Genomic DNA, 21,894 nt, shown 5'->3' with positions numbered 1-21,894 from the left:
AGCGTTCAAGCACGGGCTTAGGTCCGCACGGGCAGTGACGGATCGATCCTGATCGTGCCTGCGCAGACAAGGCTGGGCGGCGGCGCAAACTGCTGTCACTGCTGGGGTGGCGGCAAGGTCATTCCCGCGTTGGTCCAGCTACCAAATATCGGTCCTGACAGATCCTTCTGCAGACCGATCAGCACGCCAATGGGACCTGCGTAGCCGTGGCGATAAACCATGACGACAGACCGATCATCGCTGGAGGTAAACTGGAATCTCCCGGTAAAATGTCGACTTCGCAACACCGCAATGTTTGTGCTCCGACACAATGGGCAGCTGATTGGCGGAGGACCAGCGATATCGTGGTCGGAAATCGACGCAGTCGATTCGATGGATCGTTTGGAGTTGTTGTCGAGTTCCCCTCGCTCGGGAGCGCTGATCGTATCGGCGTCGGCCTTCACGTTGAGGTCATACATCCGATCGATCTCCGCGTCGCGCTGCTGACGCGTCTGCATCGTCGCACCATGCGCAGCTTGTGCTTGCCGTTGCTGCTCAGCGAGTTGGGCCAGGCGCAAGTTGTCGCCGTTATCCGCGGCTCGCTTAATGTCATCTGCCAGAAAGCCTTGACTGGCATGATAACGCCGATCCGCATCTTGGCGTTGCATCATCTCTTCCAGCAGCTCGGGGGCGAGATCGTTCATCTGCTCGACTTTGCTCTCGCTGACATATGTCTCGTTGCCTTGTGCATCAACATAGATGAGGCTGGAATAGACCGGTGCCGCTTCAATCGTCCACACGGGAGGATACGGTCCGTCAACGAACCCGAACACAGTGTCATTTAGGGTCCCGCCGCCGACGTAATAGTGAGCCGGTGTCTCCCGATACTCGAGTTCGTGTTGCGGTGCTATGCCGTTCGAGCCACGATGGTCGATGACGTCTTCGATGAACAGCACGCCAGGCGTACCCGGATGCGCGTCAATATATCTCTTGGCTTGTTCATAACGAAGAGTGCGACGCTGCGACGTTTGTGGCGCGGGTCCATATACGTCCGCCAGAAACGTGACGGTCGCGTCAATGGACCCAAGCTCCGCAGTATCAGTCGGAACTGGGGTTGGAGCCTCTGGCGTTTCAAATGGCTTCCTTGCAGACATTGCTTGGGGCGATCGATCATCAGCCTCACCTGGCGCGGCATGTTCCTCCACCGCGGCAAGCAGGTGGGAATGTTGAGCACTGGCTTGAGCTTGAGCGAGAACAAGCATGCTACAAGCTACAAATATCTTACGCATTGGAGAGCCTCCGTTTTGGTGTGGTGCAGCCCAGGTCAACAAGCGCAGAGAACCGCACCAGTTGACCAGCTGGCTCGACTAGTGAGAGTGCCGAGGAAGTCCTGTTACGGGGTGCGAAAGTCACGAGCGTGCGCTCGTCCCCTTGACATGTGCATCAGGGTATCGAGCGGCTGAATGAACCCATCGAACCTCGATGAGTTGCGATCAATTCACTCGGCCTGTTCGACGATATTGTCTTGCCAACGGTAGACAATGAAGCCGGGAGCCGAATTGTCGCCCTTGGCGTCGAACCGGACGGCACCGATCACCGTGTCAATTGGCTGCGAACGAAGCGCAGCTGCCACTTTCGATGAAGCAAAAGTGCCGGCGCGCTTTGCGGCCTTTGCCCATGCCTGCACAGCGGCATAGGCGTAAAGCGAATAGCCTTCCGAAGACCGGTTGGAGGCCTTGAGACGTGCCACGACGCTCGCCGCTTCAGCATTCCTGGTGGGATCCGGCATAAAGGTGAACAGTGTTCCGTTTCCGGCTTTGCCCGCGATCATCGAAAAATCGTGGGTCATCAGAGGATCATTGGCCATCACGGTCATACCTGCACCTGCTTCTGAGGCCTGGCGCACGATCAGGCCGATCTCATTGTAGTAGCCGCCGATGTAAGCAAGTTTGATTCCGTCCGCTTTCATCCTCGAAACCAGGGCCATGTAATCCTTCTCTCCGGCCACGTAACTTTGTCGCTTCACATCCGATATCCCAACCTCCCGAAGATGAGCCGCAACGACATCGGCGATGCCTTTGCCAGCGGTGCTCCTGTCGTCAAGGACGGCAATCTTGGTGTTGGGGAAATGCCGTCGGATATATTCGGCCGCCACGACACCCTGCTGGTCGTCGCGCCCACAGATACGAAACACGGATTTGATGCCACGCTCTGTGAGCGCGGGATTGGTGGATCCTGGCGATATCTGAATAAGTTGCGCCTCGTCGTAAACGTTGGAAGCCGGTATCGACGAGGAAGAACAAAAGTGGCCAACGACCAACTTGACCTGATCTGATGCAAGCCGATTGGCGACTACGACCGCCTGCTTGGGATCGCACGCGTCGTCGGCGACGCTCAACACGACCTTCGTTCCTGGAAGGAGGCCTGACGCATTCAAATCATCGACGGCGGCAGCAGCACCGTCCCGCATCTGCGCTCCAAGCGCAGCATTGCTTCCAGTCATGGGTCCTGCCACAGCAATATTGACGTCGGCCGCAGATGCAACGGACATCAAAGCAAGGAGTGCAATAGCTGCGAGAGAAATGGCGCCATGGATTGACATTACGAGAGTCCATGCGGGCTTGAGTTTGTGGCCGGTGTTGCCTTGAAAGATTTTTGCTGAGGCGTCGAGCAATGACAGCCGTCGGACTGGCGGCCCTTGCTGTGAGCTGTTCTCCGCCCGGTGCTCGCGCGCGTGCCGTGGTAAGCGAAAGATGGGCCGAAGGATGCCCCAAAGATCCCTTCTTCCGGCAGGCACTCGGGCAGGGTCAGACGAAAGCTGGCTCGAACCGCACTCGCGGTCGGCGCAAACGCGCTGATCAGACTCTGGTAGCGCCATAACGATCCTTCATTGCTTGTCGAACGCCGAGAACGCAGCTTGGAAAACCAGGCGTACGGGGCCAGGGCAACCCTCGCCCGTGAGAGCGTTCCGCGCGTTAATCCGGTATCAGCCAGATTCCATCGTACAATCTGACGTTACGTCCGATTCAAGCCTGTTCGAGAGACGCATCTCTCGAGGTCGCGAGCGGTTCTCGTGGAAGGAGCGACAGCAACTAGGTTGATGGGGAGGCACGAAAGGAAGAGGCCGAGCCGGAAACGCAGCAGTCGCGACGTGCGGCGGCCAATCATTTAAATGAAGGACGCATCTGAATCGGCGGCTGCGTCAGTGCCTGTCCTGCAATGCGGCCATTGCGAGATCAAGGTACTGCATCAGGCTGTGGTTCCAGCCGGCCAGATTGCGCGGCGTGCTCAGTCGCGCAAGAACTTTCAGCATGGTTGAGGCCGCCGGGTCAGTCCCTGCAATTTCTGTGATGAGCGCGCGCGCCTTCAGCGCCACGGCAGCGACCCGCTCGCTGCAAGGGTGCTCGCCACGATCGACACAATCGCGCAACTCATCTCGGATCTTTCGCCAGCGCTCTTCTCGATCAGAGCCGAGCGCGCACGTGCATCGTGGAGTCTGGGGGCGTGCTTCAGCGCGCGAAGCTGCATTCAGAGCAGCAGGCAGCTCATGCATGCTGACTTGCGTGTCAGAGTCCGTCGTCATGTTACGCAAACGATCCCGCAACTGGGTCGTGCGCGTAACCTGAAGTTCAATTTGCTCCAAATGCTTGCGCAGGAGGTCAGTAAGTGACGTCTTGCCTCCCATTGCCGTGCGAATATCATTCAGCGAAAAGCCGAGCTCGCGCAGCGCGCGAATTTGCGACACTCGTTGAATGCTTTCGCGTTCGTACATTCGATGACCGCCGTCCGTGCGTTCGGACGCGCTGAGCAGACCCGTGTGCTCGTAGTGATGCAGCGTGCGTACCGTTACCCCGGTAGCCTCCGCAAGTTCTCCAATGCGCCAGCGACGCCTTCGTGGTGTAGCTTTGATCATGATGTTCAATTGGCAAGCCTACAACCTGACGTCACGTGAGAATCAAGCTACTTGAATTAGCTGGTAGGGCAGTCGTCCATTCTGGCGCAAGCAGGCTGGCTCTGCTCCGATCGCCGCTCAACCGAGTGGGCAGATGGAAGGGCGTCGAGCAAGAGCATAAGGGACGCCAAGCCGGATTGGCTTGCTGCTGTACGCTCCAAAACAAGTTTGGCGATTGTGATCCGGTTTTCAGGCGTTCGCATAGATGCCGGCAATGACGCGATGGCTTTATCAAAGATCGCGCCGAGGACCGTGAGATCTTCCGGATCGTAGACGCCACTATACTGCAGCAATGTTCGGCTCCCTGTTCGTGATCGTTAGCTGGCCGAGGCGCTTGACTGCGCCGTTGGGCGAAAAGACGACAGAGCGGCGCCGTTCAGCGCGGAAGGCGCGATACGCACTCAAGTGACGCGGTTGTGCAACAGCGACGGACTTGCCTTGCCTGAAATCCAGGCAGCCGATGCCAGACGAATCTGAACAATCGAATGCTCTGCGGAATCCCCAGCTGACTGGTGCGCGAAACTGACGGCGAACTGTTCGGGTCAGCGCATCGCGGCGCCTGAACGATCACCGCGAGGGGCCGGCGGTGCGCGGTGATGGCAAGTGAGAAGACCGATGAGAGCGGGTGGTTTGGGGCCCGTCATTGAAGGAGAGCAGGCGCTCATTTGCGCGAGGGGTGAAGGACTTTCGAACTATCATTCCCGTGCCCATGAGGATACCGGAGCGGGATGACCGGCTGATATCTGCGCGGTGGTGAGTTCAGGGGGACACCGGCTGGCGCAGGCGCGAGGCGGCTTTCGCATGATCTGGAACGAGATCAACTTGAACGTCCGTGTAGCCCTTGGCGTGTTCGACATGTGAATCGGCCGCAAATTTCGCTTCGCCAGTCGCACCAACTGATTCGCAATTTCGTCGTCGATCGACATCGATCAGCACTGTCAGAGACCAATGACATGTTGGCTCCATTCCTAGAGACTATCGCAAGCGACACATTCCATGTCGATGAGAACGACGGGACTGCGCGGCTATCACCAAAGTGGGGCGTCGTCAAATTGTCGCGGCGACTGGGTGATGTTGACGCAACACACTTGGCGCCATCAGCAGCCCGAGTGTGTTGCGTCTGCGCAGTCCTTCGCTCTCGGCTCGGCGTCATGCGCCGGCTCGGATGGCGAGGCCAAACAGTTGACCGCGAAGATGCAACAAGAGAACGTTTGGCTCCTTCTGCCGCCGTTCACTAGCAGGTCGCTTTCAGTTCACATCTGAATTTTGCAATAGTGTTCCATTCACTTGGAGGGCGAATGCTCTACCAAGGCCTTTCGAGTTGCTGCAGCCGCGCGCACCGATGGCATGCGCGAAGCCTGCTCCAACAATATTGTCCGCATCCAGATGCTTGCCGGATCGGTATTGTGAAGGGCCGGCCATTGAACGGCCTCTGTGAAAGACGGAATTGGCAGCGGAAGATCGACGATCCGCAGGGGCGTCGTCTTTCCGAAATGCCTGGCCAGCAACGAGGGCATCGTGCCTATACGACCAGTGCCCAGGAGCATGGGTGGAATCATGCTGAAGCTCTGCACGACAACCTCGATGCGTCGCTTGAGACCGTGCTCAATCAAGAACCATTCCTCGATCGAAGGCCTTCGGGTACGCCCGAATTTGGCCGCTACGTGTCCCATCGACATGTATTTCTCGAACGTCAGCTTGCGTGAGAGCTGCTTGTTGCTCCGGCACCCCACGCATACGAGTTTTTCCTCGAACAGCGTCGCTCTTGGATGGGAGCGCGACATGTACATTTCCGGCAAGACAAGGAAGTCAATCTCACCGCGCTGGAGAAGCTCATCGGGGTCGTCGGCGAGGGGCAGAAAGTCGAACGCAACGCCAGGTGCCTCCCGTGCGACCCTCTCCACGATGGCCTGAAAAAACACGACCATGACGAAGTCAGAAACGCCGATCCTGAACCTGCGGTCCGATAGAGCTGGATTAAACGCGTCCCGCGAAATAATGGACAGCTGGATGTGCAGCAGGGCTTCGCGAATTGGGCCGGCGAGTCCTTCTGCGCGTGGTGTCGGGACGAGTTCTCGGCCCCTCATCGCGAATAGATCGTCGCGAAAGTAGGAACGCAACCGGCCAACCGCCGCGCTCATGGCCGGCTGGCTCAAGTTGATTCTGCGCGCTGCCGCCGTGAGATTGCGCTCCGTCATCAGAGCGTCGAGCGCGACGAGAAGGTTCAGATCAAGCCCTTTGAAACGCATGGTGGGAAGTATCCAGCCCGTGGATGTCTACCATAGAAACAATCGATTTTACCAATTTGATGCAGTGCGAGATACCAAAAACGTCGGATCGGAGTGAGGCGTACCACAATGATTATTAATCGTTGGACCAGCCCCGAGAGGGATTATCTAGCATCCTCTAAGTATCCACCGCGGCTCATCTCGAACGCGACCCCGCCGTTCCTCGGTCCGCGTACGGATGTCAAACGCGCTGGCGACGCGTCCAAACGGATCGCGGCTCGAAGGCGATCTGCCCAAAGCGCGGCTGAAATCTCCGCCCGGTCTCATGCGAATGGCGCCGCGCCTCGATGTCATCTTCATGTCATCTCCATCGTGAACGCGGCTTCTCCGAACGGTGAGTACTGGATCCAGGCGACGCGCGCCAACCTCTCCCGTTGGCGCATGAATGCGCCCGGCGAGAATGAGTGACTCGCGTGCACAAAGTACCAGATCAGATCTCGAACGTCGCAACGGGGACCACCATGAACATTGCCATATCCAACGATACAGGAGTGTTCTCCACGCACTCCAAAGTGCGGTGGAGGGTGTGCTGGGAAAACGAGTTGCAACTTGCTGAACACATCGAACTGTCCGAGTTCTTTCGTAAGACGTACGGGCCGACCGGTGAATTCAATGCAAAGCCGTTCGAAGGCGGACGAAGCTGGGCCGGCGCGAGGCCCGAGATTCGTGTCATCGGCTACGATGCGAACGGCATCGCAGCTCATATCGGCGCACTGCGCCGCTTCATCAAAGTCGGGGACGTCGACCTGCTCGTGGCTGAGCTAGGATTGTACGGTGTTCGTCCGGATCTGGAGGGGCTGGGGATCACCCACTCAATGCGGGTGATGTATCCGGTGCTGCAGCAGCTCGCGGTCCCGTTTGGCTTTGGTGCAGTACGGCAGGCGTTACAGAAGCATGTGACCAAGCTGGTCGGCCGTCAGGGTCTCGCGACGGTTTTGCCGGGAGTGAGCGTGCGTTCAACGCGGCCGGATATTCATCTCGACTTGCCGCCGACCCGTACCGACGACGACTTGGTGGTTCTGGTCTTCCCAATCGGACGTCCGATAAGCGAATGGCCGGTCGGGACCATGATCGATCGGAACGGGCCAGAGCTGTGACCTGCCCCGGCCGCTTGTCGGAAGCGCGAAGCGAGCACGTTAGCGCCACCGGAGATCGTAACGTTTACCTGACCTTTGACGACGGTCCGGATCCACGTTGGACGGCGTCGATCCTTGATGTTCTTGCCGAGCACGAGGCTCCGGCGACTTTCTTCGTCATCGGGACGTGCGCGGCAGCTCACCCGAAACTGATCCAACGAATAATCGCAGAAGGGCATGAAGTCGGAAACCACACGATGACACATCCCGATCTCTCCCGATGCGAACCAGCTGAGGTGCAACATGAGATTCAGTCGGCGAGCGACGTCATCAGGACGGTTTGTCCCGAGGCGTCACTCCGGCACATACGTGCGCCGTATGGCATCTGGACTGACCAGGTATTCGCGATGTCAACCAAAGCCGGACTGGTTCCCTTGCACTGGTCAGTAGACCCGAGAGACTGGTCTCGACCCGGGGTTCCGGCGATTGTTGACGCAGTGCTGGCGGCGGTCCGGCCCGGTGCTGTTGTGCTCTTGCACGACGGATGTCCTCCCGTCGAGCGCGAACAAGCCATCGATTGCGGTCGCGATCAGACCCTCGAGGCGCTTTCCCGGCTTATTCCGGCATTGGGCGAGCAAGGATTCGCCATCTGCTCACTTCCTCAGTCTCATTGAAAAAGAGCCGCCCCCCATGAATCTGCTTGCCACAACAAGCGTTGTCGCCGTGTCGTCCTATGCCCTGCTGTCCGCCATCTACAGGAGCATGCAGACGCTCAACGCGCTCCGAACACAGATCCCGTCCCCGACTGACGACGCTTCCGAGACCGGCCCGCTGCCGAGCGTCGATGTGATCGTGCCCTGCTTTAACGAGGACCCGCGCACGCTGTCGGCGTGCCTGGAGTCGATCGCAAGCCAAGACTACCAAGGGCAAGTGCGGGTGTACGTGGTAGATGACGGCTCGGAAAATCGTAGGTACCTGTGGCCTGTACAGGACGCCTACACAGATGATCCGCGGTTCAACTTCATGTGGCTGGGAAAGAATGTTGGCAAGCGCAAGGCGCAAATTGCAGCGCTGCGCCGCTCGTCCGGCGATTTGGTTCTCAACGTCGATTCAGATTCGACAATCGCCGTCGACGTGGTGACCAAGCTTGTCCGGAAGATGCAAAATCCAGCGGTTGGCGCTGTTATGGGGCAGCTCACAGCCAGCAATCGAAGCGGCACTTGGCTGACCAGGCTGATAGATATGGAGTACTGGCTGGCCTGTAATGAAGAGCGTTTGGCGGAAGCTCGCTTCGGAGCCGTCTTGTGTTGCTGTGGCCCGTGCGCCATGTATCGCCGATCGGCGCTCGATTTGGTCCTCCACGAGTACGAGACGCAGTATTTTCGAGGAAAGCCAAGCGACTTTGGCGAGGATCGCCATCTCACGATCCTGATGCTCGCGGCCGGATTTCGAACTGAGTACGTTCCTGATGCGATCGCAGCAACCGTCGTTCCGGATGGGCTGGTGCCATATCTGCGTCAACAATTGCGGTGGGCACGGAGTACCTTCCGGGATACAGCGCTTGCGCTACCCCTGCTGCCACGCCTCGACTTCTACATCACGCTGGACATTGTCGGGCAGAACCTCCTTCCGCTTCTGCTCGGCGTTTCAATACTGACCGCGCTTGCGCAAATCGCACTGACGAGCGAGTTGCCGTGGCCGACGGTACTGATCATCGCGTCAATGACCATGGTTCGCTGCAGCTTGGCAGCATTTCGTGCCCGACAGCTTCGCTTTCTCGCTTTCGCTCTACACAAACCGATCAGCATGTTCCTGTTACTTCCTGTGAAGGTATATGCGTTGTGCACATTGAGCAACAGTGACTGGTTGTCGCGCAAGTCCGCCAATATGCCAGATTCAGGTGAAGGTCAGGCCAGCACGCCGAGGCAGAGCGCCAGGTTAGATGCCACAGGCCATTCGGGGATTGCACCGTCGATGGGCGAAACGGCTACACGTGCACATGCGTTTGACGTTGACGGTACCTGACAGGCCTGAAGGCGACGCGTAATTGTGCGCGTCAAAGAGGTGAGAAGCTCGTGAGCCTAGACAAGAACTATCAGTTGTTAGAGCGAGAACTGGTCGCCGATGATCCGTGGCGTCTGGACGCGAATCCGTTCGAGCGGGAGCGATACACGCAAATGCTTCGGATGTCGCTCTCCCGCCAAAGCATCACAAGCGCGTTGGAGGTCGGGTGCGCTGCGGGCGCATTCACCGAGATGCTCGCGCCTCACTGCAAACGGCTCACGGTCGTCGACGTCGTGCCGCAGGCCATTAGCCGCGCACGTTTCCGGACGGAGAGATGGTCACACATCGGCTGGAAAGTCGCCGACCTCCAACACTTTTCACCACCAGAGCGGTTCGACCTTATTGTTGTAGCAGAAGTCCTCTATTACCTCAGCGACACGCTGGAGATGCGCACGGCGGTCGACAACTTGGTCGGAATGCTCGCGCCAGGCGGGCTTGTGGTGTTCGGATCGGCGCGCGACCACATCTGCCGACGCTGGGGACACGTGGCCGGTGCAGAGACCGTCATCGCCATGTTGAATGAAGCGTTGGTCGAGATCGAGCGTGTCCACTGCCAAGGTGAGTCGGATAGCGAAGATTGCTTGATCGCCAGCTTTCGGAGGCCGTCTGCATAAGCAACCCGCTTCGGAGGCTGACAAATGACTATGTCAGAGATTGCCGTATCGCAGACGGATCGCATTGCGGTTGTTGAAGGCGAGATCAGCGAGCTGGTCCGGCCGACAAATTGTAGCAGAAGGAATAGAAAAAATGCTTGGCGGCGTCGAAGCAGCGCCAATCTCAAGGCGAACAATCGCGATGGAGCCGGCGCCGGTCACGCCGGCTGACAGAGGGTCCGGGCGCGTATCGAACGTGGCTATCGATTTCACGGCCGTGAAAAAGTCCTATGGCGAGAAGGTGGTCGTCGACCAGCTGTCGTTCACGGTGGCATCGGGAGAGTGCTTCGGCTTGTTGGGACCGAACGGCGCGGGCAAGAGCACGATCGCGCGTTTGATTCTCGGGATGTCCACGCCCGAGGCTGGCAAGATAACGGTGCTCGGCGAGAAAGTGCCGGCACGCGCTCGATTGGCGCGCAAGCGCATCGGCGTCGTTCCGCAAGCTGACAATCTTGATCTCGAGTTCACCGTACGCGAAAACCTGCTGGTGTTCGGGCGCTATTTCGGGATGACAGCAAAGGATGTCGAGAAGATCACTCCGTCCCTTCTCGAGTTCGCCCGCCTTGAGAGCAAGGCAGACGCGCGGGTGACCGAACTGTCCGGTGGCATGAAGCGGCGTCTTACGCTGGCGCGGGCGCTGATCAACGATCCGGAGATCCTTATCTTGGATGAGCCGACCACCGGGCTCGATCCGCATGCGCGGCATTTGATTTGGGAGCGGCTGCGCGCGCTGCTGTCGCGCGGCAAGACGATTCTTCTGACGACGCACTTCATGGAGGAGGCGGAGCGATTGTGCGATCGCCTGTGCGTCCTCGAGGCAGGACGCAAGATCGCCGAAGGGCCGCCACACACATTGATCGACGAACAGATCGGTTGCCCAGTCATTGAGGTCTACGGTGGCGATCCGAACGAGCTCTGCGGACTCATCAAGCCGCTCGCTCAACGCACCGAAATCAGCGGCGAGACGCTCTTTTGCTATGCGCCAAATCCGGAGCAGGTGCTCGCGCGGCTGCGTGGGCGGACCGGTCTTCGTCTGCTTCAGCGGCCACCGAACCTCGAGGACGTCTTCTTACGGTTGACCGGTCGGGAGATGAGGGACTGAATGATGTGGGAGCAGTATGCGGCGGCTCTGCCCGCCAATGCGTGGAACTGGAGCGCCGTATGGCGCCGGAATTATATGGCTTGGCGCAAAGCGGCGCTGGCATCGCTTCTGGGAAACCTCGCTGAGCCCATGAGCGCCTTGTTCGGTCTCGGCTTCGGCCTGGGACTGATGATCGGCCAAGTCGATGGCATTTCATACGTCGCCTTTCTGGCGGCTGGGATGGTCGCGACAAGCGCGATGATTTCGGCGACCTTTGAAACCGTCTATGGGGCCTTCGCTCGGATGAACGCCCAGCGCACCTGGGACGCCATCCTTTGCACGGAGCTCACGCTTGGCGACGTCGTTCTCGGCGAATTGGCGTGGGCAGCGACAAAAGCCGTTCTGGCAGGAACGGGAATTACGATTGTAGCCGCCGCGCTGGGCTATGCGGCTTGGCCGTCCATCCCTTATGCGCTGCCAGCTATCGCGCTCACTGGTGTTGCCTTCGCCAGCCTCGCCATGGTGGTGATAGCGCTCGCGCCCAGTTACGACTACTTCGTGTTCTATCAGACCCTCTTTCTCACACCCATGATGTACTTGTGCGGCGCGATCTTTCCCGTTGCTCAACTGCCCATCGCGCTGCAGCGCGTAGCAGAGGCGTTGCCCTTAGCACATTCGATTGACCTCATTCGGCCGGCAATGCTGGACCGGGACGCCAGCAGCGTCGGCCTGCATGTGGGCGTACTTTGCATATACACTATTGCCGCGTTCGTCGTATCGGCTTTGCTGCTTCGCCGCCGGCTGATGCGTTGAACAAACCATGCCCAACAGAGGCTGAACTGTCTCGACCGAGTCAATCAAGAGCTGTCACAATGTCGAAAACGGAACGATCGCCTGAGCCATTCGTCATCCTCGCGATGCCGAGGAGCGGCACCCACTATCTGGAGGAATTGCTCAATGAACATCCGAACGTGGTGAGCAACGGGGAATTGCTCAATGAGTATGATCCAAATTGGCCCGACAAGGCGCGGCTCCTACGTAGCGATCGTGAGCTTCTGGAGTGCGCTTACTTGCGCTATCCAACGCCGAGCGACAAAATCGACGTGACTCATGTTGGCTGCAAGATCAACGAACCGCAGTTTCATGACCGTCCGGGGATGATGGCTGAGCTGGCCGGTTGGCCGCGCCTTAAGGTCATCGTGTGTCGTAGAAATCCGCTGGAATCGCTCCGCTCACTCGTGCAGGCGAGGCAAACCGGTGAATGGCTGAAATACAGCTCTGATAGCGACGACTCGCAACCGCCACTGGTCAGCCTAAGCGTCAGCACCTGCGAAACCTACTTCAAGACCACCGCTGAGTTCCACGATAGGATCAGGCAGTCCTTCGCGTCGACCAACATCCTCGAGCTGGAGTATGAGACGCTTCTTCGCGAGCCGCACCTGTGCTTGGAGTTGGTTTGGGAATTCCTCGGGGTTCGTATGCGGAACGTTTCCGGTCGCGTCAAACTTCAGCGCCAGGAAGCGCGGCCGCTCGACCAAACCGTAGAGGATTTTGATGAGTTGCGTCGCCAATTCAAAGAGGGACCTTACGCCAGGTACTTTGAGGCTGTTGACGCCTGAGGATGGCCTTCTATTCCTCGGCGCCCGCGTTCGAATGCCCCTTGGTGGATTGGGGCAAGAGCAGCGGTATGAACCGCTGGGGTTGCCAGCGAGCGGACGTCTTGAATTGGCAGGCACTATTGGATGGCCGGATGGGTGCCATCCCTCCTGTTGCTAATAGCTCCGCGAGGATCGGGACGAGCCGCGTGCGGCGGCATTCAACATCGGCAGGACCTTCACTCGCGCGTTCAGCCCAGATCTATGGAACGAAGTTTTGCGCAGCTGTGCGCGAAAAGAGTGAAGGTCATTTGCCGCGGTCCTCGCGTTGCCGCTGTCGGAAAGCCAACGGACTTGATGTCTGGAACTCGCCAAGCAGGTCGTAAACCACGGGGCCTGGCTTCGCAACACGCGTGAATCACTCTGTCGGTAGAGATGGCCCAAATCCTGCACCAAGAAGGTTGAGCGTAACATGATAGGAGGCGTGTTTGAGGGCCGATCTGCCGAACAAGGATGCGGTCGCCAGACGAATGTCGGTTGACAACGAGGGCAGTTCATTCAAATCGGACAAGGCACGCGGCCGGCGGAGAGACCGAAAGACGCTGCTGCTGACCGGAGCATCGCGTGGGATAGGTTACGCCACCGGAAAGCTGTTTTCGGAAGCAGGCTGGAGGATCATCTCCTGCGCGCGGCAACCGATCGATGCCCGGCGATGTCCTTGGGAGGCCGCATCCGACAATCATGTCCAGCTCGACCTCAGCGAGCATCGGTTGCTGCCGCGCGCTATCACCGAGGTTAAAGAGCGCCTCGCGGGCGCGCCGTTGCACGCCTTGGTCAACAACGCAGCGATGTCACCGAAGACGACGAGCGGCGCACGACTAACATCGTTGGCGACATCGATCGAGACCTGGATGGACGTATTCCATCTCAATTTGGTGGCTCCAATTCTGCTTGCGCAGGGGCTCTTTGGCGAATTGAAAGCCGCGTCTGGATCGATCGTCAACGTGACCTCAATTGCAGGCTCGCGGGTGCACCCCTTCGCCGGCAGTGCCTACGCGACTTCGAAAGCCGCTCTTGCGTGTCTCACGCGCGAGATGGCTCACGACTACGCGCCGCATGGAATTCGTGTGAATGCAATCGCCCCCGGCGAGATCAAGACGGATATTTTGTCACCGGATACGGAAGCACGGGTCGTACCGAACATTCCGCTGCGCCGGGTGGGGACCCCTGAAGAGGTCGCTAAGGTCATCTTCTTCCTGTGCTCGGATGACGCCAGCTATATCACCGGCGTCGAAGTGCCGATCAATGGTGGCCAACACCTCTGATCGGTTGAAGATGAACCGATCGGTGCACGACACAAGCTTGTCTCTCTGGCCGACACCTGCGACCGTCAATCGAAACTGCAATGAAGCGACACGTCAAGGAATTCAGGTCTGCAATCTGGCCAGGAGATCCGTTGCCCCGGACGAAGATGCAACACATTTGCTCGTGCGGTCGCGTTGCCGAAGAGCGCCGTTTGCGATCAGGAGTCGTCAACCCAAAGCTTGCCTGTTCAGATGGAAACTGGCTCCCGTCATTCAACGCAACACCTTGGACTAGCGAAAGACTTCGCTGCAAAGCATCATGGTACCAATGAGCACGATCAAAACCGTCTGTGTCTATTGCGGCTCCGGTCCCGGGACCAATTCCCACTTCATCGAAGGCGCCAAGGCATTCGGCAAGGCGCTCGCCGAGAACAACATCCGCCTGGTCTATGGCGGCGGTTCGCTTGGCCTGATGGGCTCGGTCGCCACCTCCGTGCTCGATCACGGCGGCATGGTAACCGGCATCATTCCCGAATTCCTGCGGAAGCGCGAGAATGCGCTGACCCGCGTGCAGGAAATGATCGTCACGCCCGACATGCATGAGCGCAAGCGGTTGATGTTCGAGCGCTCCGACGCCTTCGTGGCGCTGCCGGGCGGCGTCGGCACGCTGGAGGAGCTGGTCGAGCAACTGACCTGGAAGCAGCTCGGCCGTCACACCAAGCCGGTGCTGCTCGCCAATATCGCCAATTTCTGGGAGCCGCTGTTCTTGCTGCTGTCGCATATGCGCCAGATCGAGTTCATCCGCACCGGCTTGTCCGTCGATATCCTCAAGGCCGATCGCGTCGAGGACATCCTGCCGAAGCTGAAATCGGCGGCGGCCCAGATCGCCGAGGCGGAAAAGCAGCTCGCGCCGGACATCGTGCGGAAGCTCTAAGATTTTTCCGCCGGAAACGTCGCCGTTTCGATCCGGTTGCCATCGGATCGAAGGCGAAGGCTGCGTAGTAACGCATGCGGTCGTGCCGGCGGATGCCCGGCGCGCCGTCGGATGCGCCGCGGGTCGCAAGGGCTGCGGCATGAAACGCGTCGACCTCGGCCGTAATCTTCGCCCGCAGGCAGATATGCACGCCGCTCTCCGGTGCTCCGTACCGCATCGCCTCGCGCAGATTGATCCAGAACTCCGGATAGGCCTTGCGGAAGCCAATTGTGCAATGCCGTGTGACCAGGCGCGGGAGCCCGCGGGCAGCAGCGTGGCGTCGTAAAATCTTGCAGAGCGTTTGAGATCGCTGACGCCGACGGGGATGTGGTCGATCATTGCTAGTGCTCCCCCTCTCTCCTCCTCATCGTTGCGAGGAGCGAAGCGACGAAGCAATCCGGACTGTTACCGCGGAAAGACTTTTGGATTGCTTCGCTTCGCTCGGTGTTTGTGGTGCCGCCGGTACGTCCGCCGCCGCAGCCTACGCCAGCGCACCGACTTCACACGGTAGCAGGCCGCGTTCACCCAATGTCACTGTAGAGACTTGCCGCCACGGGCATCCGGCGAATTTTCTCGTAGTGCAAAATTGCGAGCCTAAGGTCCGGTGTTCTTTCAACGCATTTAGGAAACGAAATGTGCCGAGCAGGCTGAAAACGTGGTGGCTCTATGCAAAAAGCCCGCCGTTGAACTCTCCTGATTCTGACTATTGCACCTCAAGACTGATGGAACTCGGAAGCCAAATGCTCGCGTATCGCCAGCGGATTTTCGGCGGCGCCGTACTTCAGCCGCTCTGTGAGGACGCGCTGTCATTCGTCTTCCTGCCTAGCAGCTTTCCGGTCTTGCGATCTACGAAGTGCAGCTGGGAACAGGCGGGGCAAAACACGCCTTGAAACTGGTGTTCGGCCGCTTCGTCGTCGATTGGCCGATGCTGAACCACAACTCGTGTGATCGGGCAGAGGAAAGTGATGGTGCGCATATCTGCCCCATGCTGCTGGGCTCGGGTGAACAGGAAAACGGCCGGGCAGTGCGTGACCTCGCAACCAGCGCAGGTCCCGGCGTGCCACTCGGGATTAATCCAAACTACGACACCTGAACCGGGGCCGCCTTGTTCTCGCGCAAAACGCCAGCACCGATTTTTCAGATCGATGATCAATGCGTCGATGGCACGACTAATGTCTCGCGATCTTCTTCAATCGGAGTGAACCGAACTCCAAAGCTGCGGCTCTCGATGGTGCATGGCACAAACACGGATAGAGGTCGGTCAGGAGCGGCCTTCTGACGAAATGTGCTTCAGGAGCTGCAAGCGCTGCGCAAGCTTCCGAGAAAAGTCGGGTTGGACATCGCGTGCGCTCGCTGCCAGCTCCAGCGACAGGCTGCATGAACATGGTCGCCGCCCGCAGGCGCTAAATGAGTCCGGATGACGGTCATGCGGGAACTTGCGCCTTTGGCGTTAGAGAGCGCAAGCAGGCGCTGCTGCATGATCGTTCAGGAGAGTTGCGCTCTCGGCAGTTTCCGTATGCGGCCCGGGCCGACCAACCGCATCGACGCAGCTGGCGGCCTTGGTCGCGCCCATGGCGGGACGAGCTTGGCTCGATCGCGTCTAGCTGCGAATCGTACTGACAACGGCATTGCGACCAGCACGAGGCAGTCCTGGAACCAACGATTGCTTGTGAAACGCACATAGCGTTTTCGGCCCTGAAGAGGGCGTGTCGCTGAACTCGAAACCTGGCTGATATCTCGATCCATCGAGGATGCTTGCTCGTGCAAGTCGCTCGGGAGCGCCGGAGCCGGTGAGTGGCATGGCGCTCACGAGAACGTGGCGAAGAGCAAGAGAGCGCCCCAAAGCACCAAGCTGAGGAGAAGTGCCGCGAGCGGCCACCGAGTCCAAGTCCTCAGGGGTTGGGAGGCATCAGGAGATAAATAGCCATCGCCCTCGTTCAGGTGTAGTTTTGGTGTGCGCCAGTGCATCATTCATCTCCTATTTCGTGTGCTTCAATTGTCGACGAGGGGCCAATCTCGTCGACCAGAACGATCGCGCCCGCCACCGAGCGGTCACGATCTTGGTGTGGACAAGCTCCGATCATCAGCCGTCACATGCCGCCGGGAAGTCTCGTGCGGCGCAGCGCCTGGTTCCCGGGCTCGATTGTTGCCCAAGAGTGCCGCGATAAGTGTCTTCCTCGGCTCGTTCCCGCTCCTCAGCGGCCGAGGTCGCGCGCGGCCAGACGATCAGGCTTTTGCAGCACGAGGCAGGAAGTGAGCTCGGCTCATGTCGAGAAACTCGGAACATCACGGAACGGTCTCGTCATAGCTGAACTCCGCTGTCGACCTAGATGATGTTCTAGCTGGACATCCTGCGGCTCGTTGCCAGATCAATGTAGGATCGCTTTGACTGCTTCGCAGACCTCTGACAGCTTTGCATTGCAAGGAGACGCTCTACCTTGGTCCGATCCAGTTCCGTTCGTCGGAATCGCCCCGCGGACAACCTCGGCTTGCATCGCCGGCGCGCCATTTAAGGTCGAAGTAACGGTCGGTTCGGCGGTCCATGGTGGATCAGGTTCCTCTCTGTGAATCGTCTACAGCGCCAAGGCTGGTCAAGCCGGCGAGGGGTCATAGTCAGCGTAGCTGACCGCCAGCTGACGGACTTGAGGGTTTATGCGAGCGCGAGCCGCTTTAAGGGCACGCGTTTGCTCGCCGCGATGGCGGGCCTCCAGCACGCCAAGGCGATCTTGGCGACCAGTGGCCAGGATTGGGCCGGAGGCGAGACGACCGGCTTCGCACATTCCCAATCTGACATTTTTTCATAAGCGCTGATCGAGCGTACGAACCGCGGGTGCTGCACAACCGAAAACAGGACGCGCCGTGTCGGAGAGTATGGAAGCTCGTCGTAGGGATTCAACGCGGCGGCCGAAAAAGCTCAACTTGAGTGCTCCAGACTTTGCCCATCGCAGCTTGCCGCGTTGACGCATCACGGTCGGCGCGTACGCCGTCAGCGCCGGCGCGTCGCCCGCGAGCAGGGCGAATGCTTTCTGACGGTGCTGAATTTGCGCAGATAGTCAGAACGCCTTCGACTTGGAAAAGGTCGTTTGCGCCGCGGTCGAAACGCGAGGGCGGCCGGCGCTCGTCTGCTCGCCTTCAAACCCCAGCTTGAGCCGATCCAACTGAGCGCAAATGCACCGCCTCCTGAATGGTCTGATCCTGACACCGCTGCTGGCCGAAGAAGTGCGGATGACTGAATGTCACGCGGTTTGCATCGGCGCATTTCCTGCCCAAACGACCGTGCTCTATAGGTCAGCAAGGAAATGGCCGTTCCACACCACCCCTCTTGTCACTTCGGGGCTCCATATTTCACGCAAAAGTGCAAAAGTTACGGATTTCATGGAAAATTACGCCTTTTCATGCCAAGCTGTGCTCAACACCAAGTTCGCTACGGCCGCCTTCATCGCTATCTGATCCATTACGTTCTGGCGGAACGCGGCTTCAATCCGCCGGGCATGATGTTTCCGGTCTCCGGGGCCATTTTGGATAACATCAACGCTTATCAGCGGATTCTTGAAAGCTATTCTGTCCGCCTGCTTCCCTTCATCAAATGGAAGGCGACGGGCGAACGGAGTGTTCGCGTCCTCAACGAGACGGCAGATTTCTAACGCTTCTTCGATGCCACTGCCACTGCCACGCCTCACGCCGAATTTCTCTATGAATGGCGTGGCAAGGACAATCGATACAGATCTTCCGGTGGAGACGAGATATCTGGTATCTTAGGATACGTTCAGGCGTAGCGTGACGGAGATCGTCGACATGCGGGGCGGCACTGTCGATCTATTATTTCGCTTCTCCACCAGAACAAGGGTGTTCTGTCGATACGTGGCCGGGAAAAGGAATTTGCCAAACTGACCGACAACGAGGCCGCCGAGATCGAGGTGAGCTAGGAATTCGTTTCCTGAGTGACTGCATCCGAGTGCAGGCGCACACCGAGATGATTCAGCGCCGCGCGACCAGGTCCCAGTGCCACATCGCTCCTATCGCATGCGAGTCACACTTGACGGCGCTACTATGGCGCGCCCCCGAACATCGGGCCGCCATTGTGTCCGGAAAACCCTTCAGTATTTCAATTGTAGTTGACTGAATAGAAGGCAGCACTTTTGCAGATATCAGGGCGGAAGTGAATTCGCAAAGCGGTTTATAAATCGCACGAAGTGCGACGCGTCGCAACATTGCTAATTTGATCTTTCGTGCTAGAAGCCCCGCTCAACAACGAGTGGAGATTTCCAATGGCGAAGAAAGTGAAGAAGGTAGTCCGCCGCGAGTACACGAAGGCGGACGTCAAAGAACTTCGCGCGCACTCCAAGGCTAGGGTTCCGGTAGCGAAGATCGCGAAGTCTATGAAAAGGACGGAAGGTTCTCTCCGTCAAAAGGCAATCAAGCTCGGTATCTCTATAGGGCATCGCCGGTAAGAGAGAGGGGATCAGCTTTGTGCTTCTGTCCCGACGCCACCAGTATTCGCGGGCCCCGAGTTTCCTTCAGAGGTGACCTGTCCGCGCTAGCGTTACGAAGTTTGAAATAAAATGAGGCTCGCTCTGCGATCATCACTCGTCTGCGAGATCCAAGAGGGATTGGCTCTGATTGCTGCGCTGACTGCTGCATCGGCCAATTTCAAACATTGACCTGCATACCGAATAGGGCATGCGCCGTCCACCTGTGACGCGTGAGCGAATGCTGGAAACAAAGATCGTTGTGTTTTTGCTTCCGATAGGTTTTAAACCGGTCGACTTCATCACCTCAGTGAATGAAAGTAATTCGTGTAGTTTTGCCGTGCTCGAACAAGAGGAAAAGAGCCGGCGATACATCACGCACTGTATCGTTCGGCGCTACAAAGGAATTCATCGTGGCCAAGATGACCAAGAACCAGCTCATTGACGCAATTGCTCAAGGAACGCAAGTTTCCAAAGGTGACGTAAAGGCCGTCATCGAGCAGTTGGCGACCGTCGGCTACAAGGAGTTTAACGAGTCTGGCGAGTTCGTCATCCCCGGCTTCGTCAAGATGTCGGTCGTGAACAAGCCTGCTACTGAAGCCCGCAGCGGAGTTAATCCTTTCACGAAGGAGCCGATGGAATTCGCAGCCAAGCCAGCCAGCAAGTCGGTCAAGGCGTCGCCGCTCAAGGTTGCTAAAGACGCAGTCGCGACATCATGAGGTCGGCTGCCGTGGATCGCGCTACGTGGCGTTGGTGCGAGGACGGATGGCGGACCGAGGTTGCCACTGCCGGCGTAGGCATGCCGTAAGAAGCTCATCGGCCAACAGCTGGTTGTCAGCCGAACGAGTGCTGACCCGCCTGGCAGGGCGCCGCCAGTTGGGAAACGCAGTCCGGGACGACCGGTCACGACCAGACGTGCGGATCGTTGGCGAAGACGAAGCGGATCTCGCTCGTCTTGCCGCCAGTCGAGGCGCTGGCGAGGCATGGCCGTCGGCGGCAGAGGTCAAAATCGTCGCGATCGATAACGCAAAAGTAAAAAGCAAACCCTAATGGACGCCGCGGCGCGCGAATTGGTGCGATCCGAACGTTGCTTTCACCGAGCCCGAGGAAAGACGCCATTCATTCCGGCGATGCGACGATCGTGGCCTTTGCGCTTCCGGCCGTAGTACTGCGCCGAAACGAACTAAGCCGGACAATGGCCGCGGCCTTGGTGTGGCGGATGGCGCCTCGTAGCCGTTGTGACACTGCTGCCTACGACATGCCGATGATGATGGTTGTCATGACAGCGCTGTCGGCGTCGGATCGGCAGCTGCATCATCATTCGGGGTATTCGGCAGCAACCGGCAGCCGCCTGGATTCCGCGAACTCATACGGACGTTGATGATCGGCGCCGATCGGCTGGCGGTTCTTGACGTCTTGAGCCAACGGCCTGTCATCGGCAGCAATGCCGTGGGAAGGACTCGGCACTGCGCGGAACGGACGTGGTCTGCGCCCCAGTCGGTGAGTTGCTTCGGTATGGCTACTCGGACTATGCAGGTATCGTCGAGGGGCCGTTGCACCTTGCGATCGCGAGGCGTAGTTTGGGTTTCGCCAGTCCTATTTATACCAGCATAGCCCGCCCATTATTCCAGTTTATGGACATTCAGGTGGTCATTCTTGCTCGGATGCGCAGGGTTGTTGACGAGATCTGCGAGTATGTGTCCCGGTACGACACCGGCGGCCGGACCAATGTCGCCTCAAAAGTCCTGGGAGCAACCACCGGGGGAGAGACGTCGACCGACTGTGTACGGCAGGTTCGCCGCGAAGCGCTCTCGAAGGTGCCGACGATGTGGCGATAGTCACAAGAGGGTGCCGCGTGAACTTCCAGGTCACGGTTCTTAAGATCCTGGTGAGCTATCCGGATGGGTTTGCCGTGATGGCGGACTTGAAGCGCGACATGGCGATCTGGCGACCAGCGGTAGCGATTGGGCCGAACGCACGCGACGACTGGGTTCGCTTGTGCCTGACCTTGACATCTTTTCGCAAGCCTTGATTGAACGTATCAACGGCGGTTGGCGCATAACGGAAAAGGGACGCGCCGTCTTGGAGTTCATGGAAGCGCGCCCCAGGCGTCCGGAGCCCGCAAAAGGTCCGCCCGAGTGCTCCATCCCCGCTGCCCCGCTGCCGGTGCTCGCGCGCTCAGGTCGGCACGGGCGGCGGCAGCGCCGCCGCTCCGACCACGCGCGAAGAAGCGCAAACGCTTCCTGATCCGCTCGCACAAAAGGGACATTCGGCCGGACCGCAGGTTCACAGGATCAAGGCAGGCGTCAGCCCGCGCCGATAATCCGGTCTACTCGCATGGTCCCGTTGGTTTCGAGGGCGTGCTCTAGAGGCTTGATTGGACAACACTCCATCGCAGGGGGAGAAAAAGAGGACCACGATCAGGAAACTCGCGCTATTTGCACTACCGTTGAAGCGCGG

The 21,894-nt window shown here is 58.7% G+C and carries 17 protein-coding genes and 2 pseudogenes; 13 read left to right on the top strand and 6 right to left on the bottom strand.

What is annotated here, in order from left to right; genetic code table 11:
* Positions 1 to 95: 95 nt before the first annotated feature.
* The 5 genes from ACFDR6_RS30180 to ACFDR6_RS30160 form a co-directional block, all read right to left on the bottom strand.
* The gene (locus tag ACFDR6_RS30180; protein WP_375860544.1) at positions 96 to 1,241 is read right to left on the bottom strand and encodes a hypothetical protein; all 1,146 of its coding nucleotides are present in this window, start codon (positions 1,239 to 1,241) and stop codon (positions 96 to 98) included.
* A gap of 236 nt (positions 1,242 to 1,477) precedes the next feature.
* Positions 1,478 to 2,653 (bottom strand): branched-chain amino acid ABC transporter substrate-binding protein, encoded by a 1,176-nt coding sequence (locus ACFDR6_RS30175; protein ID WP_375860542.1) that lies wholly within the window; start codon positions 2,651 to 2,653, stop codon positions 1,478 to 1,480.
* A gap of 528 nt (positions 2,654 to 3,181) precedes the next feature.
* On the bottom strand, positions 3,182 to 3,892 hold the full coding sequence (locus ACFDR6_RS30170) for a MerR family transcriptional regulator (protein WP_375860648.1): 711 nt from the start codon (positions 3,890 to 3,892) through the stop codon (positions 3,182 to 3,184).
* A gap of 798 nt (positions 3,893 to 4,690) precedes the next feature.
* A complete protein-coding gene (locus ACFDR6_RS30165; RefSeq protein ID WP_375860540.1) occupies positions 4,691 to 4,867 on the bottom strand; it encodes a hypothetical protein in 177 nt (58 codons plus the stop codon).
* 347 nt (positions 4,868 to 5,214) lie between these two features.
* Positions 5,215 to 6,180, bottom strand: coding sequence for a LysR family transcriptional regulator (locus ACFDR6_RS30160; RefSeq protein ID WP_375860539.1), 966 nt, complete (start codon positions 6,178 to 6,180; stop codon positions 5,215 to 5,217).
* 500 nt (positions 6,181 to 6,680) lie between these two features.
* Here ACFDR6_RS30160 and ACFDR6_RS30155 point away from each other — a divergent pair, with 500 nt between their 5' ends.
* The 9 genes from ACFDR6_RS30155 (at position 6,681) to ACFDR6_RS30115 (ending at position 14,926) form a co-directional block, all read left to right on the top strand.
* Positions 6,681 to 7,316, top strand: coding sequence for a NodA family N-acyltransferase (locus tag ACFDR6_RS30155; RefSeq protein ID WP_375860537.1), 636 nt, complete (start codon positions 6,681 to 6,683; stop codon positions 7,314 to 7,316).
* Complete coding sequence (gene nodB, locus ACFDR6_RS30150) at positions 7,271 to 7,969, top strand: chitooligosaccharide deacetylase NodB (protein ID WP_375860535.1); 699 nt, start codon at positions 7,271 to 7,273, stop codon at positions 7,967 to 7,969. Before ACFDR6_RS30155 ends, nodB begins: the two co-directional genes overlap by 46 nt.
* 16 nt (positions 7,970 to 7,985) lie before the next feature.
* Positions 7,986 to 9,320, top strand: a complete 1,335-nt coding sequence (gene nodC / locus ACFDR6_RS30145) for a chitooligosaccharide synthase NodC (protein WP_375860533.1) — start codon at positions 7,986 to 7,988, stop codon at positions 9,318 to 9,320.
* A 50-nt stretch (positions 9,321 to 9,370) separates the two neighbouring features.
* Positions 9,371 to 9,973 (top strand): nodulation methyltransferase NodS, encoded by a 603-nt coding sequence (gene nodS / locus ACFDR6_RS30140; protein WP_375860531.1) that lies wholly within the window; start codon positions 9,371 to 9,373, stop codon positions 9,971 to 9,973.
* A 181-nt stretch (positions 9,974 to 10,154) separates the two neighbouring features.
* Complete coding sequence (gene nodI, locus ACFDR6_RS30135) at positions 10,155 to 11,114, top strand: nodulation factor ABC transporter ATP-binding protein NodI (protein ID WP_049823365.1); 960 nt, start codon at positions 10,155 to 10,157, stop codon at positions 11,112 to 11,114.
* A gap of 3 nt (positions 11,115 to 11,117) precedes the next feature.
* A complete protein-coding gene (locus tag ACFDR6_RS30130) occupies positions 11,118 to 11,906 on the top strand; it encodes an ABC transporter permease (protein WP_375860647.1) in 789 nt (262 codons plus the stop codon).
* Between the two features lie 59 nt (positions 11,907 to 11,965).
* Positions 11,966 to 12,712, top strand: coding sequence for a sulfotransferase (locus tag ACFDR6_RS30125; protein WP_375860530.1), 747 nt, complete (start codon positions 11,966 to 11,968; stop codon positions 12,710 to 12,712).
* A 506-nt stretch (positions 12,713 to 13,218) separates the two neighbouring features.
* A complete protein-coding gene (locus ACFDR6_RS30120) occupies positions 13,219 to 14,013 on the top strand; it encodes an SDR family NAD(P)-dependent oxidoreductase (protein ID WP_084302125.1) in 795 nt (264 codons plus the stop codon).
* Positions 14,014 to 14,320: 307 nt separating this feature from the next.
* Positions 14,321 to 14,926 (top strand): LOG family protein, encoded by a 606-nt coding sequence (locus ACFDR6_RS30115; protein ID WP_375860529.1) that lies wholly within the window; start codon positions 14,321 to 14,323, stop codon positions 14,924 to 14,926.
* Here ACFDR6_RS30115 and ACFDR6_RS30110 read toward each other — a convergent pair.
* A pseudogene (locus tag ACFDR6_RS30110) lies at positions 14,923 to 15,304 on the bottom strand (VOC family protein). The gene ACFDR6_RS30115 and the pseudogene ACFDR6_RS30110 sit on opposite strands and share 4 nt — an antisense overlap.
* Positions 15,305 to 15,851: 547 nt before the next feature.
* On the opposite strand from ACFDR6_RS30110, the gene ACFDR6_RS30105 reads away from it, so the two are divergent.
* The 4 genes and pseudogenes from ACFDR6_RS30105 (at position 15,852) to ACFDR6_RS30090 (ending at position 21,681) form a co-directional block, all read left to right on the top strand.
* Positions 15,852 to 16,058 carry a hypothetical protein gene (locus ACFDR6_RS30105; RefSeq protein WP_375860528.1) on the top strand — a complete coding sequence of 69 codons (207 nt, stop codon included), beginning with the start codon at positions 15,852 to 15,854 and terminating at the stop codon, positions 16,056 to 16,058.
* A gap of 2,206 nt (positions 16,059 to 18,264) precedes the next feature.
* Entirely contained in the window at positions 18,265 to 18,609 is a 345-nt protein-coding gene (locus ACFDR6_RS30100) for a hypothetical protein (protein WP_375860527.1), read from the top strand.
* 1,238 nt (positions 18,610 to 19,847) lie between these two features.
* Positions 19,848 to 20,153 carry an HU family DNA-binding protein gene (locus tag ACFDR6_RS30095; protein ID WP_375860526.1) on the top strand — a complete coding sequence of 102 codons (306 nt, stop codon included), beginning with the start codon at positions 19,848 to 19,850 and terminating at the stop codon, positions 20,151 to 20,153.
* Positions 20,154 to 21,289: 1,136 nt separating this feature from the next.
* Positions 21,290 to 21,681 (top strand): annotated as a pseudogene (locus ACFDR6_RS30090) (hypothetical protein).
* The last annotated feature ends 213 nt before the right edge of the window (positions 21,682 to 21,894 follow it).

This window comes from Bradyrhizobium tunisiense (assembly GCF_042263385.1).
Taxonomy (GTDB): domain Bacteria; phylum Pseudomonadota; class Alphaproteobacteria; order Rhizobiales; family Xanthobacteraceae; genus Bradyrhizobium; species Bradyrhizobium tunisiense.
This window is presented reverse-complemented; position numbering and strand designations above follow the sequence as displayed.